The sequence below is a fragment of the Camelimonas sp. FR25 genome, assembly GCF_059740505.1.
The window spans coordinates 18,143-34,595 of sequence record NZ_JCAWFG010000088.1; the positions used below are offsets into that span (position 1 = coordinate 18,143).

At 65.0% G+C, this 16,453-nt stretch carries 17 protein-coding genes; 10 read left to right on the forward strand and 7 right to left on the reverse strand.

Going from position 1 to position 16,453, the window contains the following annotated elements; all coding sequences use genetic code 11:
• Window positions 1-6 precede the first annotated feature (6 nt).
• From AC6A67_RS12710 to AC6A67_RS12725, 4 genes are all read right to left on the reverse strand, one after another.
• A complete protein-coding gene (locus tag AC6A67_RS12710) occupies window positions 7-471 on the reverse strand; it encodes a DUF421 domain-containing protein (RefSeq protein ID WP_498036921.1) in 465 nt (154 codons plus the stop codon).
• A gap of 8 nt (window positions 472-479) precedes the next feature.
• Entirely contained in the window at window positions 480-968 is a 489-nt protein-coding gene (locus AC6A67_RS12715) for a hypothetical protein (protein WP_498036922.1), read from the reverse strand.
• Between the two features lie 124 nt (window positions 969-1,092).
• Window positions 1,093-2,916, reverse strand: a complete 1,824-nt coding sequence (locus AC6A67_RS12720; RefSeq protein WP_498036923.1) for a glycoside hydrolase family 15 protein — start codon at window positions 2,914-2,916, stop codon at window positions 1,093-1,095.
• Window positions 2,917-2,918: 2 nt separating this feature from the next.
• Window positions 2,919-3,992, reverse strand: a complete 1,074-nt coding sequence (locus AC6A67_RS12725) for an SDR family oxidoreductase (protein WP_498036924.1) — start codon at window positions 3,990-3,992, stop codon at window positions 2,919-2,921.
• Between the two features lie 473 nt (window positions 3,993-4,465).
• On the opposite strand from AC6A67_RS12725, the gene AC6A67_RS12730 reads away from it, so the two are divergent.
• Window positions 4,466-5,053: a sigma-70 family RNA polymerase sigma factor gene (locus AC6A67_RS12730; protein WP_498036925.1), complete on the forward strand. Its 588-nt coding sequence runs from the start codon at window positions 4,466-4,468 to the stop codon at window positions 5,051-5,053.
• Between the two features lie 462 nt (window positions 5,054-5,515).
• On the opposite strand, the gene AC6A67_RS12735 is transcribed toward AC6A67_RS12730, so the two are convergent.
• Window positions 5,516-5,713 (reverse strand): hypothetical protein, encoded by a 198-nt coding sequence (locus AC6A67_RS12735; RefSeq protein ID WP_498036926.1) that lies wholly within the window; start codon window positions 5,711-5,713, stop codon window positions 5,516-5,518.
• A gap of 188 nt (window positions 5,714-5,901) precedes the next feature.
• Here AC6A67_RS12735 and AC6A67_RS12740 point away from each other — a divergent pair, with 188 nt between their 5' ends.
• From AC6A67_RS12740 to AC6A67_RS12765, 6 genes are all read left to right on the forward strand, one after another.
• Window positions 5,902-6,399, forward strand: a complete 498-nt coding sequence (locus AC6A67_RS12740; protein WP_498036927.1) for a YciE/YciF ferroxidase family protein — start codon at window positions 5,902-5,904, stop codon at window positions 6,397-6,399.
• Window positions 6,400-6,672: 273 nt separating this feature from the next.
• Window positions 6,673-7,848 (forward strand): zinc-dependent alcohol dehydrogenase, encoded by a 1,176-nt coding sequence (locus tag AC6A67_RS12745; RefSeq protein WP_498036928.1) that lies wholly within the window; start codon window positions 6,673-6,675, stop codon window positions 7,846-7,848.
• Window positions 7,849-8,058: 210 nt separating this feature from the next.
• Complete coding sequence (locus AC6A67_RS12750) at window positions 8,059-9,219, forward strand: glycosyltransferase family 2 protein (protein ID WP_498036929.1); 1,161 nt, start codon at window positions 8,059-8,061, stop codon at window positions 9,217-9,219.
• On the forward strand, window positions 9,203-10,309 hold the full coding sequence (locus AC6A67_RS12755) for an acyl-CoA dehydrogenase family protein (protein ID WP_498036930.1): 1,107 nt from the start codon (window positions 9,203-9,205) through the stop codon (window positions 10,307-10,309). Before AC6A67_RS12750 ends, AC6A67_RS12755 begins: the two co-directional genes overlap by 17 nt.
• A complete protein-coding gene (locus AC6A67_RS12760) occupies window positions 10,306-11,019 on the forward strand; it encodes a PIG-L deacetylase family protein (protein ID WP_498036931.1) in 714 nt (237 codons plus the stop codon). The genes AC6A67_RS12755 and AC6A67_RS12760 overlap by 4 nt, the downstream gene beginning before the upstream one ends.
• Window positions 11,006-11,578 (forward strand): class I SAM-dependent methyltransferase, encoded by a 573-nt coding sequence (locus AC6A67_RS12765; protein ID WP_498036932.1) that lies wholly within the window; start codon window positions 11,006-11,008, stop codon window positions 11,576-11,578. Before AC6A67_RS12760 ends, AC6A67_RS12765 begins: the two co-directional genes overlap by 14 nt.
• Window positions 11,579-12,356: 778 nt before the next feature.
• Here the strand turns inward: AC6A67_RS12765 and AC6A67_RS12770 are convergent.
• On the reverse strand, window positions 12,357-12,962 hold the full coding sequence (locus AC6A67_RS12770; RefSeq protein WP_498036933.1) for a hypothetical protein: 606 nt from the start codon (window positions 12,960-12,962) through the stop codon (window positions 12,357-12,359).
• Between the two features lie 56 nt (window positions 12,963-13,018).
• Complete coding sequence (locus tag AC6A67_RS12775; RefSeq protein WP_498036934.1) at window positions 13,019-13,366, reverse strand: PepSY domain-containing protein; 348 nt, start codon at window positions 13,364-13,366, stop codon at window positions 13,019-13,021.
• 380 nt (window positions 13,367-13,746) lie between these two features.
• Here AC6A67_RS12775 and AC6A67_RS12780 point away from each other — a divergent pair, with 380 nt between their 5' ends.
• The 3 genes from AC6A67_RS12780 (at window position 13,747) to AC6A67_RS12790 (ending at window position 16,275) form a co-directional block, all read left to right on the forward strand.
• Complete coding sequence (locus AC6A67_RS12780) at window positions 13,747-14,604, forward strand: SDR family oxidoreductase (RefSeq protein ID WP_498036935.1); 858 nt, start codon at window positions 13,747-13,749, stop codon at window positions 14,602-14,604.
• A gap of 244 nt (window positions 14,605-14,848) precedes the next feature.
• Window positions 14,849-15,157, forward strand: coding sequence for a SemiSWEET family sugar transporter (locus tag AC6A67_RS12785; protein ID WP_498036936.1), 309 nt, complete (start codon window positions 14,849-14,851; stop codon window positions 15,155-15,157).
• Between the two features lie 620 nt (window positions 15,158-15,777).
• Window positions 15,778-16,275, forward strand: a complete 498-nt coding sequence (locus AC6A67_RS12790; RefSeq protein WP_498036937.1) for a hypothetical protein — start codon at window positions 15,778-15,780, stop codon at window positions 16,273-16,275.
• The last annotated feature ends 178 nt before the right edge of the window (window positions 16,276-16,453 follow it).

A 16,453-nucleotide genomic window follows, 5' to 3' on the forward strand; every position in this document is an offset into this window, starting at 1 on the left:
TGCCAGTCAGCCGTCGCTATCGTCGCCGGCCGGTTTCGGGATGATGCTGACCTTGCCGTCGGTCTCCAGCACGGCGGCGCGGATCTGGGACAGGCGTTCAAGCCCATGCTGTTCGCGCGCTGATTTGAGGATTTCCTCTACGGTCACGCGCGAGCGGCGCAGGGCGTCGTGGCGCAAGGCCCCCCTGCTCATCAACACTGTTGGGGCGCCGTCAATGAGCAGGGAGATCAGGCCGGCGCGCCGTTTGGCGATGTTGAACAACACATCGACGAGGAACAATGTGACGATCAGGATAACGGCGTTGGTCACCGAGAAATCGTCGCCGAGCAACGCCTGTTGCGTTGTCTCTGCAATGATCAACAGCAGCACAAAATCGAACGCTGTCATTTGCGACAGGCTGCGTCGTCCGGACAGGCGCAAGATCAGAAGAAGCACAATGTAGACGGTGAGTCCGCGCAGCACAGTATCCATGGTGACCTCTAGGGCAGGATGATCACTGACGCCGTGGCCGTCTGGCCGTTCAGCGCGATCGGCAGCTGTCGCGCCGCCGGCCCGAGGGCGCGGACGTGCAGCACAGCGGTGACGGGGCCTGTTCCGTAATCGAGCACATCACGCGCGCCGCCGCGCCAGTCGGCGGGGCGGGGTCGAACGTCTTCAAGGCGGAAGATGTCGCCAAAGCCTGGCAGCAACGCGATCGATGCGGCGCCGGCAGGAAGCGTCACCCGGATCTGGCCGGCGCGATCAGCGCGCATGATCCGCGGCGCATCGAGGCGCGCGCCTCCGACCTCAGATACGGCCGTCGACAGCGGGCCGCCGGCCCCGGTTGCGCCCGCAAACGCCAGACCAACAATCAGCACAAAGCCGAGCCACGCCACCCGCTCAGCCAGCCAGAACCGCCGCTGAAAGGCGCTGTGCTCCTCCATCTGCAAGCCATCGGGGCGGATAGGCGGCTCAGGGTCGCGATGCACGGCTGGTCTCCTGTTGCATCATGACAACGGCTGGGACAATGGCGCGGTTCCAGCTTGCGCCTGCGCCAAAACGCCGACGCAGGCAGGCGACGCCTGAGTGCAGACGCACCGGGCAAGGCGGCGCCTATGCGTGGTCGGTTATCTCTACTTTCTGCGCCGCTGCAGCCGCCGCAGCGAAGTTGAAAGCGCTGTCAATCAGCGCGAAATGCGAGAACGCCTGCGGAAAGTTCCCCGTCATCTCACTGGTGCGCAAATTATACTGCTCGGCGAGCAGGCCGACGTCATTGCAGATGTTGACCAGCCGCGTGAGGCGGTCACGCGCTTCGTCCAGTCGTCCTTGCAATACAAGATTGTCGACCAGCCAGAAGCTGCAGGCGAGGAAGCCGCCGTGGCTGGTCGGCAGCCCGTCGCTGTCCTCATCGCTCAGATAGCGCAGGATCAGGCCGTCGCGCGACAGCTCCCTGTCGATCGCGGCGGTGGTGGCGACGACGCGCGGATCGTCAGCAGGCAGAAACCCCATGATCGGGATGAGCAGCAATGATGCGTCGAGGACTGTATCGCCATAGGATTGCACGAAGACGCCGCGCTCTGCATCGAAGCCATTGGCGAGGATGTCGCGCCGCACCTCATCCCGTAACGCCGCCCAGCGGGCGGCCGGGCCAGGGCCGTCGCCCGCACGCGCCATTTTGACCGCCCGGTCGAAGGCCACCCATGCCATCAGTTTGGAGTGGACGAAATGCCGGGGACCGTTGCGCACCTCCCAGATGCCATCATCTGGCTCGCGCCAGATCCGGGCAAGGTGCTCGAGCAGATCGCGCTTGAGCGCGTGGGCGTCCTGATGCAACTCAAGCCCGGCGACGCTGGCTGCGTGAAGCGTATCCATGACAAAGCCGAACACATCGATCTGCAACTGGCGATAGGCGGCGTTTCCGGCCCGCACCGGCTGCGAGGCCGCGAAGCCCGGCAGCCAATGTAGCTCGTGCTCATGCAGGCGGTGCTCGCCGCCGATGCCATAGACCGGCTGGATCTGGCTGGCGGCGCCCGCGACAGCGCGCAGCAGCCAGTCGCACCACGCGCACGCCTCACTGCGATAGCCCGCGCCGAGCAGGGAATTGAGGATGAAGCCGGTGTCGCGCAGCCAGCAATAGCGATAATCCCAATTGCGCGAGCCGCCTGGCTCCTCAGGGATTGACGTTGTCGGCGCGGCGACGATGCCGCCTGTCGGCTGGTAGGTGAGCGCCTTCACGGTGATCAGCGAGCGGATGACAGCGTCCTTCCACGGCCCCTCGTAGCTGGCCTTCGCCGCCCAACGCCGCCAGTGCGTCTGGGTGCGGCGCAGCGCCTCCAGCGGGTCGCTGGCGCCTGGCGGCGGCAGATGCGAAGGCTGATAGGCCAAAGCGAAAGCCAGCCGTTCGCCAGCCGCCACGGTGAACTCAGCCGAGATGACGCCATCGTCCACGGCGACAGCGCACGGCGCTGCGAGAAAAACCGCGTGCGGCCCGGCGACGGCCCGCACGCCAAACGCCTCGTCGACGTCATCACTGACCGCTGATATCCATGGCTGGAGGCGACCATAGTCAAACCGGGGCGCAAGCCGCATCCGCATGGTTACGGCGCCACGAACGCCCTCAACGATGCGTATGATCTGCGAAGAGCCAGCCTCATCCCGCACCGGCATGAAATCGATAAGCCTGACCGCGCCCTCGCCTGTTTCAAACGCGCTTTCCAGCACAAGGGTGTCTGGCTGATAACGGCGCGTCGTCCTGGAAGGCGTAACTGCCGGAGCAAGCGTCCAGTGGCCGTGCCGTTCGTCGCCAAGCAGCGCGGCAAAGCATGCGCCGGAATCGAAGCGTGGCCAGCACAGCCACGCAATGGCGCCGGCTGAGGACAGCAGCGCCGCCGTTTGCCCGTCGCCAATGAGCGCGTAGTCGCTGATCGATCGCGCCATGCTCAGGACCCGGCGCGTCGGCGCAGGCCGCCAGCCAGGGCGGCGCCGCCAAGGCCCGCCAGCACGCAGATCCCCGCCAGCGCGGCGATCCTCAGCGCACGCGCCGGATAAAGCCCAGGGTCGGGCTGCACCTCGTCGCCAAAGGCGCCGTGGGTGGCGTGCAGGCCCTGTTCGGCTGCGTAAAGATTGTCGACCTTGCGATCACGGGTACGCCCCCGATCCTTCTGGCCCTCAACCACCTGATTGGCGAGGATGCGATCGACAAGTGACGGCGCAACCATATCCCCCAGCACGGTGAGGGCCGTCCGCGCGCCGAGCCAGTATTCAGCCCGCGGATTGAGCGCCGCGTGGAGGATGGCGCGCGCCGCAGCTTCCGGACGATAGACCGGCGCGACCGGCCGTGGCGCCGCCTCTAGATGGCTGCGCGCCCAGTCGAACTGCGTCGTGTTCACGGCGGGCAGATGCACAGTGCTGATCCGGATATTGCTGTTGTCATGGCGCAATTCGGTTCGCACGGCGTCGGTAAAGCCGCGCACCGCATGTTTGGCGCCGCAATAGGCGGCCTGTAGCGGGATGCCGCGATAGGCCAGCGCCGACCCCACCTGGACGATGACCCCCGTATTGCGCCGTCGCATGCGGGCGAGAGCAGCCAGCACCCCATGGACGTAACCGTGATACGTCACCTGGGTGACCCGGTGAACTTCGGCGGGCGTCAGTGAGGAGGCTGGCGCGAATACGGTCACCATGGCGTTGTTGACCCAGATGTCGATGGGACCAAGTTGCTGCTCGACCGTGTCGGCGGCGGCTTCAACTGCGCCGGCGTCAGCCATGTCGAGCGCGATCACGCATGTTTGCCCGGCAGCGGACGGCGCCTGACGATGAATGTCTTCCTGCGCCGCGCGCAGGCCGCTCGCGTCGCGCGCCAGCAGGGCGACCCGGGCGCCTGCTATCGCGAAGGCGAGGGCGGCGGCGCGTCCGACGCCCGCCGATGCGCCTGTAACGACCACAGTCTTGCCGCGCAGTGACGTGTGGCGACGTGGCGGCAAGGCGCGTGGGGCAGGGACGGTGGCGTTCAAGCTGGTCTCCCGTTGACGGTGGCGATGCTTCCTCAGGTCAATAGCCAAGGTCAGGCAATGGTTCCGACGGTTTCAGGCGGTGACCGGCCGCGTGGGGCGCGGCGCGGGCACGCGCTGGCGGGCCGTTGCCCGTCCAGTCATGCGTTGCGTGTCCGGCCATCGGCCCGGCGCAAAAAATGCCTGACGCTGCGGAACGATCAGAGAGAGCGACGACTTAACCATATGAGCGCTTAAGGCGAGTTCGCCCCGCTAGACGGATGCGCTGCCGGATCCCTGCCATGTCTGTTCATGCGGCGCCTGCTCGCCCGGCTGTTGGTCTGTCTCCTGTTGCGCCAGCAGTGGTTGCTGTGCTGCAGGACGCCGCATGCCGTTGCGCCGCCGACGCACGGATGTGCATGGCGCAGCTTCAGATCCCACGGCGGACGCGGGACGCCAGCGGGCGCCCAGGCCTTAAGGCATGCTCATCGGTGCAGATGACGGACGCCGTGCCTTTCGCGCTCGGTCCTCCCATGCCCGCCGCCCTGCGAACTGGTCGAACTGATCTTCTCTGTCTGGGCCGGCCCTGTCCGGCTGCAACGTCAAGAATGGGGCTCCAGATGTCTCAGGAACTCCTCATCTACATCAATGATTTGCGCGCCTTTTCGCGCAAACTGTGCGGCAATAACGCAGAGGCTGACGATTTGGTCCAGCAAACGCTGTTGCGGGCGATCGAAAACGAACGCCATTACACGCCCGGCGGCTATCGACGCGCGTGGTTACGCAAAATCATGCGCAACGCTTTCCTGAATAACCGGCGCAAACAGCGTCGCGAATCCACGGGGTCACAAAGCTGCGTGTCGTCTGTCCCGACCTCGGCGCCTGATCAGGAATGGTGCATGCGCCGCACCGAGCTGCTGCGCCGGCTTGACGACATGCCGCCGCATTACCGGGACGCCATCGTGCTGGTTGGCGTCAAGGGCGAGAGCTACATCGCCGCGGCGCACATGCTTGACTGCGACATTGGCACGATCAAGAGCCGGGTCAGCCGCGCGCGCACCATGCTCAGGCACGCCATGGCCTGAGCCACAGGAGGCAGTCGCCTCTGCAACGATATGCAATCGGCCCGCGCGTCGCCGCGGGGCGATGACCCGATACGCTGATGAGCCTGTGCCTGCCTAAGGGTTGCTGCGACGCTTTCGAGAACGCCCCGAGCATAGGCGGCCAGATTTGCCGAATACTTACAGATGACATCGTCAAACAGGCAGGAACACGGCGTGGCGCATGAATTTCAACTGTCCAGGCCACCAGGCCGTATCGCGATTTATGATGGTGAACCCGAAAAGGAGTGGGAACAACAACGAGAACCGTGTTGGTTGCGAGGGGCAGCGCCAGCGCGCCAGACGACAGGCGCGGAGTTGGCCTGTATCACCAGCTGGCCGCCGGGGCCGGTCGGGAAGGGGGCGGCACAGCCTGGCCACCCTTCAGAACTGAGGCGATTTAGCCCTTCCGCAACGGCGGGATCGCAGCATAACCGATGTGCGGCCTTACCTTGCTTCCTTCTCTGGCTCGTCGGGCGTCAGCGGCGTGCGCTGCCCTGGCCTGCGCCGTGGCGTGTTGTCAGTGAATTCCTGCTGATCCGGGCGGCCCTTTGGCGGCGCGACGCCAGCTTCATCGGTCTGTTCGGTGTCGATGCGCTTGCCAGGATTACTTTTAGGTTCTTGCGACCGGTTTTGCGTCGTCATGGCGCCTGGTCTCCTGAGGTGAACGGGGTGTTGGAGCAACGCGCCGCCAGCGCCATCCGTTCCCCACGTCGCCTTGCGATGCGGCCGATCGGCGACGCCGCCGTCCGGAGGGCCCGCATAGCCGCAATGCGGCGCCCACTGTCATCCATGCGTCCGCAAGGACGTTTCGTCATTCAGGGAGAACAACAATGAAAGAACGTACGCTTGATGATCTGTTTCATGACACCCTTCGCGATATCTATTACGCCGAGCGTCAGATTTTACGCGCCTTGCCCAGAATGAAGCGTGCGGCGACCTCGCCGCAATTGCAGAAGGCCTTCGACACCCACAAGCAGCAGACCCAGGACCAGATTGAGCGCCTGCAGCAGGTGTTTGAGACCATCGACAAGAGCCCCAGGGGTAAAACCTGCCCGGCCATCGACGGCATCATTGATGAAGCGGAAGAAATCATGGAGGAATACAAGAATTCACGCGCGCTGGACGCTGGCCTCATTTCCGCCGCCCAGGCCGTGGAGCATTATGAGATCACCCGCTATGGCACGCTGCGGCGCTGGGCCCAGGAACTTGGCAATGACCGGGCGCGGGTGTTGCTCGATGAAACGTTGCGTGAGGAAGCAGACACCGACGAACTGTTGAGCCAGATCGCCGAAGCCGGCATCAATAAAGCTGCATCGTCTGCAGCCTGATCGCAATGCGCGGCGCATGCGGCGGCGTCCGGTTGTGTGCAGCTGTGGCGGGCCAGTTAAATTTCTGCTTCCGAAAATGGCGTTCCACGGGGGCGCCATTTTTCATGCGCGCGCCATAGGGTTTCGCCAGCCCTCGTCTTGACGACGACGCCACATATCTACGCATTCCAGGAACAAACCGCGCTCCTCGTGTTTTAGCGTTCCCATCGAACATTGCGCAAGGCGCGGCCGTTACGCTGGCGACGCCAGCGGCGGCGAGACGGGAGATCACCCATGAGAGCACTGACCTGGCGCGGCAAGGGCGACATACGTTGTGAGAGCGTGCCCGACCCGTCCATCCAGCACGGTCGCGACGCGATTATCAGGGTGACCGCCTGCGCCATCTGTGGGTCTGACCTGCATCTTTATGACGGCCAGATCCCTGACATGCGCTCTGGCGATATTCTGGGCCATGAGACCATGGGCGAGGTAGTGGAGGTGGGGCCCGACGCTGGCGATCTGCGCCCCGGAGACCGCGTCGTCGTGCCATTTAACATTGCCTGCGGCGACTGCTTTTATTGCGCGCGCGGTTGGTATTCGGCCTGCGAGCGCTCCAATCCCAAGCGCGATCGCGCCGCGAAACTCTGGGGCCATGGGTGCGGCGGGTTCTACGGTTACTCCCATCTCACCGGCGGCTATTCGGGCGGGCAGGCCGAATATCTGCGCGTGCCCTTTGCTGACATTGGGGCAGTGAAGGTCCCAGACAGCATGAGCGACGAGCAGGCGCTGTTTCTGTCCGACATTCTGCCTACCGGCTACATGGCTGCGGATTTCTGCAACATCCAGCGCGGCGACACCATTGCCGTGTTCGGCTGCGGCCCTGTGGGCCAGATGGCCATCCGCAGCGCCTTTTTGCTTGGCGCGGAGCGCGTCATCGCCATCGATACGCCTGCGGAGCGCCTTGAGATGGCCCGCGCCGCAGGAGCGAGCACCATCGACTTCATGGACGAGGACGTTTTTGACCGGATCCAGCAGATGACGGACGGGCGCGGCGTCGATGCGTCCATTGACGCTGTGGGCGGAGAGGCCGACGCCTGGGCGAGCCTCGATTCCATGGTCGACCGTATCAAGAACGCCGCGTTCCTTGCGACCGACCGACCGCATGTGCTGCGCCAGGCCATCCATTGCACGAGGAACTTCGGCACGGTGTCGATCGTCGGCGTCTATGGCGGCTATCTCGACAAGATACCCTTTGGCTCCGCCATGAACCGGGGCCTGACGTTCCGCATGGCCCAGACACCCGTGCTCACCTACCTGCCGCGCCTGATGCAGCACATTGAGAACGGCGACATCGACCCATCCTTCGTCATCACGCATCAGGCCCGCCTCGAGGACGGCCCGGATCTCTACCAGAAATTCCGCGACAAGGAGGACGGCTGCATCAAGGTGGTGCTGCGGCCAGGGCTATAATGCGCGCCCGTTTCTTTGCTCGCCCCGGCGCGCAGGCCCGGGAACAAAAGGCCCGCTGAAGGTTTAAAGCCAGCGTTCATTCCCCAGATGAACGCCTCCAGGAAACCCCGCCCCCGCCGCAGGGCGGGGTTTTCGCATGTTGAAGCGATCGTCCGACAGGCTGCGATACGGAACATGTGCATGGCGAATTGCATTGTGCTGACGATGACAATGCATGCCACCCCTCTTGCCGGTCCTGACATGGCTGCGAGCCGCGCCCTGCCTGAGCAAGGCGGATATACGGGCTGCCTTGAATCGTTGCACCCTGCGGTGGCGGCGCCAGCCCGCAATGAGGCGGGGCGTCTGCCGCAATGGCTGGCGGCGCTGGCGGCGCAAAGCTGGCTGCAGCCGGGGCGGCGGCTGCCGGTGGCTCTGGTGATCAATAATTCGGACGACGGCTCAGAGGGCGTCGTGCGCGCCGCGCAGGCGCTTTATCCTGCGTTGCAGCTTACGCCAGTCATCGTCCAGTTTCCGCCGCCGCTCGCCCATGTGGGCATGGCGCGGCGCATGGCCTGCGATCTGGCGCTGCAGATGGTCCCTGATCCACGTACCGGCGTCATCCTGTTGACCGATGCGGATACCCGGCCCGAGCCCCATTGGGTTGCGGCTAATCTTGCGGCGATCGCAGCGGGCGCCGATGCAGTCGGCGGTGAGATCATTGGCGATGTTGAGGAAGAGGCGGCGCTGGGCCCCGACTTCCTGCGTCGTGCGCGCCTGCGCAAAACCTATGACCGCCTCGCCGATCGCCTCGCGCAGCTGGTTGACCCCAACCCCGACGATCCCTTTCCGCGCCATCGCGATCACACCGGCGCCAGCCTCGCCGTGCGGGCCGAGTGGCTGGCGCGGGTAGGCGGCTGCCCGCCGCTGCCCGTTCGCGAGGACATTGCCCTTATCGCGGCCCTGCAAAGGCGCGGCGCGGTGCTGCGCCACGCGCCTGATGTCCGGGTCGTCGCTTCCGCGCGTCTGGACGGGCGCGCCCCTGGCGGCATGGCCGCCTGTCTGCGCAGCTGGGTCGAGGCGGAGCAGCGTGGCGAGCCGCTGCTGGTGGAGGCGCCCGAGCAATTGCTGCTGCGCCTGCGTCGACGCGCCCTCGTGCGCTCGCTGACCAGCTGCGCCCCCGGCGAGCAGGCGCGCCGCGCGGCCGAAGCCCAATGCGATCCTCAGGATGTGACGCGGCTGATCGCGCTGGGCGCCAACAGCCACGCCCTGGTGGCGCGGTTTGCGCCCGCACCCGTCGACCCTGTCGAAACCGAGCCTGTCGAGGCGGCCATCGCCCGGCTTCAGGCGATGATCGCAAGCCTTGAAGGAGCGAGCGTTGAACCAGCCGTCTGAACCTGCGCTGCCCGAGTTGTTGCGCGCCGCCATGGCCTGCGATGCTGAGTTGCACGCGGGCGGCCGGCAGTTTCCCGACGCTGGAATCGCGGTGCTGAGGCAGGCGGGATTGCTCCGCCAGCCGCCACTGGCGCCCGATGCGATCGGTCGCTTGCTGGTCCTGCTCGCAGACATTGCGTGGGGCGATCTGGCCGTGGCGCGTATCTATGAGGGGCACGTCAACGCCCTGTGGCTGATCAAGCGGTTTGGCGCGGCGGGGCAATGGGCGCTGGCGCGCCAGCAGGTGGATGCGGGCCTTGTGTTCGGCGTCTGGAACACTGATGACCCTGTTGATCCATTGCGCCTGCAGCCTGGGCCGACGGGCGAGCCCGTCCTGAGCGGCCGCAAGACCTTCGCGTCGGGCGCAGATGGCGTCGATGTGGCGCTGGTCACCGCCGAGACCGATCAGGGGCGGCGTATGCTGCTTGTCCCGCTGAATGGCCGCCCAGTTGACCGCAACTGGTGGCGGCCTCAGGGCATGCGTCTGTCGGGCAGTCATGTGGTTGATTTTGCCGGGGTTAAGCTGCGCCCGCAGGACATGGTCGGCCAGCCAGACGATTATATTGCGCAGCCCTGGTTTAGCGGCGGCGCGATCCGCTTCGCCGCGGCGCATGTGGGGGGCATGCGAGCGGTGCACGACGCACTGGTCGACCACCTGTGTCAGACCGACCGTTGCGACGATCCTTACCAGCAACACCGTCTCGCCCGCACCGCCATCCTCGTGGAAACCGGCTGTCTGTGGTTACGCCGCGCTGCCGACGCCTGGCGAAGGGCTTGCGCGGAACCTGCGTCCGCCAACGCCGGCGCCGAACTTGAGGCGATCGCGAACGCCACACGCATGGCGGTGGAAAATGCGGCGCTTGAGGTGCTTGAACTGGCCGAGCGCGGCGTGGGCGCCGCGGGCCTGATGCAAGCGCATCCGCTGGAACGGCTGGCCCGCGACTTGCGGACCTATTTGCGCCAGCCCGCTCCCGACCGGGCGCTCGCCCAGTGCGGACGCGCCGTGGCGACGCGCGCCTGGTCGCCGGGGCAGGAGAGGGAGCCTGAATGATGAGCGTGCCCCAATTGGATAAGGTCCGGCGGCTGCTGGTGATTGCGCCGCACCCAGATGATGACTCCCTGGGCTGCGGCGGCCTGATTGCCAGAACAATCGCTGCGCGGGGCGAGGTTTGCACGGTGTTCGTCACCGACGGCGGCGCGTCCCATCGAGGCTCGCAGACCTGGCCTCGGGCGCGCCTCGCCACGCAGCGCAAACAGGAGGCCCTCGCCGCGCTTGCGGCATTGGGCGCAGGCGTCGGGCCGCGCTTGTTCCTCGACCTGCGCGACGCCGACATGCCGGCTGAAGGAGCGCCAGCATGGACGGAGGCGGTGGAGCGCCTGACAGCCTGCATCAACGCCTTCCAGCCCGACCTTGCGCTTCTGCCCTGGCGCCGCGACCCGCATCGGGATCACCGGGATAGCTGGCGTCTTGCGACAGAGGCGATCAGGCGGAGCGGCGCGCGCCCCGATGTGCTCGAATACGCGATCTGGCTGGATGAGCTGGGGGCCGCCGAAGACTTCCCCCATGCGGGCGAGGCGACATTGATCACATGCGACATCGCGGCCTTTGTAGCGCTCAAACGCGCCGCAGTGGCCGCCCACACATCGCAGACCACCGACCTGATCGACGACGACCCAGGTGGTTTCCGCCTGACGTCGGAAACCATCGCGCGCCTGTGCCAGTCCACCGAGACCTACTGGTTTGCTCATGAAAGCGATTGACGCACAAGGCTTTGAGCGAAAGTTCCGCAGCGATCCGGATCCGTGGCGCTATGAGAGCGCGCGCTTCGAAGCCTTCAAGCGCCGCATCCTCCTGCATGCCTGCGGCGACAGGCTGTATGGCCGGGCCCTTGAGCTCGGCTGCGCCAATGGCGTCACCACCCAGGCGCTGGCGCGACAGTGCCTGAGGCTCGACGCGGTTGACGCCTCGCCGACTGCGTTGCGCCTGGCCGCCGCCCGCCCTTATGGCCGGCGCCGTCCGCGCTTCTTCCAGATTGAAGCGCCCGCGCCGCTGCCGCGACCTGCGTATGATCTTATCGTCGTGTCGGAGCTGGCCTATTACCTGGACGTGCACGCCCTGGCGCGCCTGAACCAGCGACTGGAGGCGGCGCTGACGCCGGCCGGGCGCATCGTCATTCTGCATCATCTGGTGGCGTTCGCCGACGCGGCGCAGCGCCCCGCCCAGGCCCAGGCGCGTATGCAGGCCTACTTCGCCGCGCGCCGACTGCAGGTTGCGTGCTCCAGATACGCCAGGTTCGAGGTTGTCGCATTCGGGAGGTAGCCGGGCATCGCCGCATGGCGCCAGCCGCTGCGCGCGGTCGGCTGACCTGTTCACGCCGTGGCGCGTCCTGCCTTTAACAACAATATTATAACGTGTTTTGGAACTCTGCGGAAAGCTCAGCTGTTAAGCCTTCACAAACCATTTCAGGGAGTTGACCATGCTGCGCGAACCACCCCCTCAGTTTCCGCCCATGTCCTCTTCCAGTTCCGCGCCCCTGCCGCTGGAAATCTCGCCAGCAGAGGCGCGAGCGAGGCGCAAGGCGGGCCCCATGCCCATGTTACACCGCCAGTTACTCGAAAACCTCGCCCGCGCCAGGGGGCTGTCTCGTGGGGGGCGCCGTCAGCTGCAAGTGGCGCGCTGACGCCTGGCCGACACATGGACGGCCTATGGGCGACACATGGGCGACACCTGGGCGAAGTGTAGCGCTCAGGTGACGCGACGCCGCGATTGGGGTCGTGGAGACGCCCCGGCGCTGGTCGCTGCAGCGTCTGAACAAAAGGCGTGGCGCATACATAAGACATGCGAGTGAACAGACGCCGCCGGCCATTGGCCTGGCGGCGTCGTCGCATTAGAGGCGGCCCGAGAAACAACCAGGCCGTTGCAGGCCAGCGGGTCCGTTGCGCTTCGCATCATCCCGACGTCCCTCGGAGTTATCGGACGATGTCGCGGCGCTGAATGACAGCGGACGCGCCGCATGAAACAGAAAAAGGCCGGGACATTGCCCGGCCTTGATCGTTTGCTGGCGCGTGCGCGTGCGCGTGGGCTCAGAGCAGGAGGCTCAGAGATAACGGCCCCGTTCGTCACGGACCTGCTCTGGCGTGTAGGATGGCGCATCCGGGTCGAAGCGATCCCAACCGCTCTCACGATAGGCGGCCTCGCGTCGCGCCAGATCGACCTGGCGCGTGTCATTGAGCACCGCCTGCGCCTGGTCAACAAGCTCCGGCGCAACGCGGGCTGACAGCAAGGTCCCGCCACGGCGCACGCCTTCCGCGTAAAGGTTGGCGTCGCGCTCCGGCACGCCTTCGCCGACCATGGCGCCAACCAAGCCGCCAGCCGCTGCGCCGGCCGCCGCGCCGCCTGCCACGCCTGCGGCGGTCGCCGCCAGCCAGCCTGCAGCGACAACCGGACCAACGCCAGGGATGGCCATCAGCCCCAGACCGGCCAACAGGCCGCCGGCGCCGCCAAGCGCCGCGCCGAGCCCGGCGCCCGTTGCTGCGCCTTCGGCCGCGTCACTGGGGTCCCGTGTCTGCTCGCCGTCGTACCAATTGTCGGCGTTATTGGCGACCAGCGACATGTCTGAGCGTGGTACGCCAAGCTGCTCCAGCCGGTCAGCCGCGTTGGCCGCTTCGGCATGGGTGTCGAAAAGTGCAGTGAGCGTTGTCATGGATGTGTCCTTCCGTAAAAGCGCAATTCGTCAAGTTCAGTCGTCAGGTGCGCGCATCACTTCGGGAAGACATGACCTTGATAATCGAGCGCAATGGCATGCTCCGCGCCATTCTTCATGCCTTTGCCACGCCAGATCCCATCCTTGTCCTTGGACAGGCCGGTGACATTGGTGAAGCCAGCCTCGGTAAAGCGGCTGCGGGCCTGCTCTTCAGTAAAGCTGTTGGCGCCCTTCGCCGGCTGTGCCGGGGCCGGCGTCTCGCGCGTTTGCACCGCTGGCGTATCTGGCTTCGGGTTCGCCGGTTGTTGCTGGGCGAACGCCGCCACGGGGGTCGCTACCAGCATGAACGCAAGCATTGGAATGCGCATCTTGATCCCTCCAGTTTGCCTTGTATGGAAGATCAAGTGGTTGGCCGACAGAACAGTTCCAACCACTTTTAAAAAGATTCGCTGGAACCCAGCCGCTTCCCGCTGCGTTCAGAGCTGCTGCAAGGCGTAAAGCACATACAAATTGTGTGATTATGAGGCTTGTCTGAGCGATCATGGCAAATGTCCGCCAGGGATTACACAAGGACGGTCCGTGGATGATGATCGCGGGGCCTGCTGGAGAGAGCATAACAATCCGACGTCGCCCGAATATTGTCCGTAGCATTCGGGAACAGTGCGGCGCCGCCACGTGTTCTCCGGAAATACCAACAGTTTGTCGCGACAGCAGAACGACGCGTTACGGAAGCGTCGCGGGTTGTTGGCCTTTGATGGCGAACACCATCGCGGAAGGATGAACCATGCCCCCTTACCCCAGGCCGCCTTTTCCCAAACAACAGCAGGTCGCGCCAGGCCGCATTGGCGCGCTCGATCCGCCCGCAGATCATGGTGAGTCCAGCTGGCGAGGCGCCGGCCGTCTCGAAGGGATGCGGGCGCTGATCACCGGTGGCGATAGCGGCGTCGGCCGGGCTGTGGCCATCGCTTTCGCGCGTGAAGGGGCGGACATCGGCCTGTCCTACCTCGATGAACACGATGACGCCCGCGCAACGGCCCAGCTGATTGAGGAGGCAGGCCGGCGCTGTGTGTTGCTGCCAGGCGATATCTCTGCGGCCGACCATTGTCGCGCCATCGTCGCCGAGGCGGCGTCGGCGCTGGGTCCGATTGACATTCTGGTCAATAACGCCGCCTGGCAGGCGCAATATGCCTCGCTCGATGACATCACGGATGACGCATGGCGGGCCACCTTCGACACCAATATCCACGCCATGTTCTATTTGTCGAAGGCCGTTGTCGCGCAGATGACAGCCGGCGGCGTCATCATCAACACCACATCGATCAATGCCGACAGGCCAAACCCATCGCTATTAACCTACGCCACCACCAAGGGCGCCATTCTTAACTTTACGGCAGGTCTGGCGCAGCTGCTGGCCGACAAGGGAGTGCGGGTCAACGCCGTGGCGCCCGGTCCAGTGTGGACGCCCCTGATACCCGCCACGTTGTCAATCGAGGATGTCACCGCGTTCGGCGCCAATTACCCCATGGGCCGGCCGGCGCAGCCGGTGGAGCTCGCATCTGCCTATGTGATGCTAGCCGAACCCATGTCGAGCTACGTCTCCGGCGCGGTCATCGCCGTCACCGGCGGCGCGCCCTTTGTCTAGGCCACGGGGCCGGACGCAGAGGTCAATGAATGTCGCCAGAAGCCGATGAGCGTGACCTCTCCTGTCGTGCTCAGCCCGCGAGGCCCAGGCGTTGCGCCGCTCGCGGGGCCGTTTGCATCGGCGGGGCCTTGATTGAAGCGTGGCGTGGCGCTGACACGCCCGGATTGGTCGGTGAGCGACTTGGGCGCCAATGTGTAAGGCGTCCCAGGGCCGTTAACAGCAGCTGGCGCAGGAGCAAAAGCCAATGGATGCCACACTGGCGGTCGGATATGCGGCGTCGCTATGCTCGGTGATCAGCTTCACGCCGCAAGTATGGAAGATTGCCAGTACGGGGGACGCTTCGGCGATTTCGCGCCGCATGTATGCCATTACCGTGGTGGGCTTCGCGTTATGGACCTGTTTCGGCGTGCTGCGTGGCGAGTGGCCTATCATTCTCACCAACGCCATATGCTTTTTACTGGCCAGCGCCATCCTGTGCCTCGCGCTGCTGCCAGACCGAACCCGCCTGCGCCTTGCGACACTATTTGGCGCGGGTAAACCGGGCGCCGGGTGAGCCGCCCAATATCGCTCATTGAAGCGTGCGCCGCATTCACGCGAAGTGAGCCCGGCGCCCCAGGGGGCTGTCCATCACCAGGCAGGCCGCGCCATGCAAGGTTGGCGACCGCGATCCACCTGCCCATCATGGTGAGATCCGTTGGCGCGGCGCCGGCTGGCGCGAAGAGATGCAGGCGCCGAACGCTGGCGGCGACTATGAGAAGCAAGACATGAGCCGGCGGGCCCGCCCGACTGCGGCCACAATGACCGGCTTTATGCCACGCCGTGCGTCCTGGTGGACGGTCGCCATGACCGTTGAAGAACAGGCGCGGCCTTACCGACTGTATTGCGACGCTTAATCGACCCGGCAAGGCTGTCATGTCGTCCAGTATTGTGTGGCGACATGCGGCCAACCTTTAAAGCAGCGCGGGCGGCGGCGCGCAAATGGACTGTATATCTCTTCGTACAAGGGTCGCCGGTGGGGCGTGTCACCGGTTGAGTCAAGGCGTGCCTGAGATAACCGGCGCGCCAGGTTCCAGTTATATTTTAGGGTGTTAAATCATGACTTGCATTGTCGGCATAGAGTACGACGGGAACGTCTATATTGGGGGCGATAGCGCCGGGGTTGGCGGATACAGGATGACGCAACGGAAGGACCGCAAGGTTTTCCGCAATGGTGATTTTCTGATGGGCTTCACCACCAGCTTTCGCATGGGGCAGTTGCTGGCGCACAAGCTAAACCCGCCGCTGCGTCACCCATCCGATGATGTCTACAAATATATGGTGACGTCTTTCGTTGACGCCGTGAGAGTGTGTCTGCGTGACGGTGGGTTCGCCAAGGCCAATAACGGGGAAGAGACCGCCGGCACATTCCTTGTCGGCTACGAGGGGCGGCTGTTTTATGTTTACGATGACTACCAGGTCGGTGAGCCAATAGATGGCTTTGCCGCGTGCGGTTGCGGGGAGGACATTGCCCTCGGCGTCCTGTCCGTGACGAGCCATCTCCCGCCCCTCGATCGCGTCAGGCTGGCGCTTGAAGCATCGGAGCGGTTCTCGGCTGGCGTCAGAAGGCCGTTCCATATCGAGACGTTATCGGAGCCACAAGGTCAGGCCGCCACGTCAAAGGGAACGGAATAACATGGCGCGCGGACTGGCGACGGAGCGCCTGTTGTTTTCCGCTGCGAGGCGACATCGAACTGATGGACGGGGCGGGACGATTGGTTCTTTGCCTGTCGCCCACAGGCAACGCAAAGGCGGACAGGCGCTCCTCCGCCAACGCAATGTACGCTCTCCAGGATTGGCAAAAGCCATTAAA

Bases quoted from the DNA above. Each gene is read 5' to 3' on its own strand.
- AC6A67_RS12740 (WP_498036927.1), top strand. From the start codon at position 5,902: ATGAAAGAACGTACGCTTGATGATCTGTTTCATGACACCCTTCGCGAT.
- AC6A67_RS12765 (WP_498036932.1), top strand. From the start codon at position 11,006: ATGAAAGCGATTGACGCACAAGGCTTTGAGCGAAAGTTCCGCAGCGAT.
- AC6A67_RS12730 (WP_498036925.1), top strand. From the start codon at position 4,466: ATGACGGACGCCGTGCCTTTCGCGCTCGGTCCTCCCATGCCCGCCGCC.
- AC6A67_RS12745 (WP_498036928.1), top strand. From the start codon at position 6,673: ATGAGAGCACTGACCTGGCGCGGCAAGGGCGACATACGTTGTGAGAGC.
- AC6A67_RS12750 (WP_498036929.1), top strand. From the start codon at position 8,059: ATGCATGCCACCCCTCTTGCCGGTCCTGACATGGCTGCGAGCCGCGCC.
- AC6A67_RS12790 (WP_498036937.1), top strand. From the start codon at position 15,778: ATGACGCAACGGAAGGACCGCAAGGTTTTCCGCAATGGTGATTTTCTG.
- AC6A67_RS12735 (WP_498036926.1), bottom strand. From the start codon at position 5,713: ATGACGACGCAAAACCGGTCGCAAGAACCTAAAAGTAATCCTGGCAAG.
- AC6A67_RS12770 (WP_498036933.1), bottom strand. From the start codon at position 12,962: ATGACAACGCTCACTGCACTTTTCGACACCCATGCCGAAGCGGCCAAC.
- AC6A67_RS12760 (WP_498036931.1), top strand. From the start codon at position 10,306: ATGATGAGCGTGCCCCAATTGGATAAGGTCCGGCGGCTGCTGGTGATT.
- AC6A67_RS12710 (WP_498036921.1), bottom strand. From the start codon at position 471: ATGGATACTGTGCTGCGCGGACTCACCGTCTACATTGTGCTTCTTCTG.
- AC6A67_RS12780 (WP_498036935.1), top strand. From the start codon at position 13,747: ATGCCCCCTTACCCCAGGCCGCCTTTTCCCAAACAACAGCAGGTCGCG.
- AC6A67_RS12785 (WP_498036936.1), top strand. From the start codon at position 14,849: ATGGATGCCACACTGGCGGTCGGATATGCGGCGTCGCTATGCTCGGTG.
- AC6A67_RS12720 (WP_498036923.1), bottom strand. From the start codon at position 2,916: ATGGCGCGATCGATCAGCGACTACGCGCTCATTGGCGACGGGCAAACG.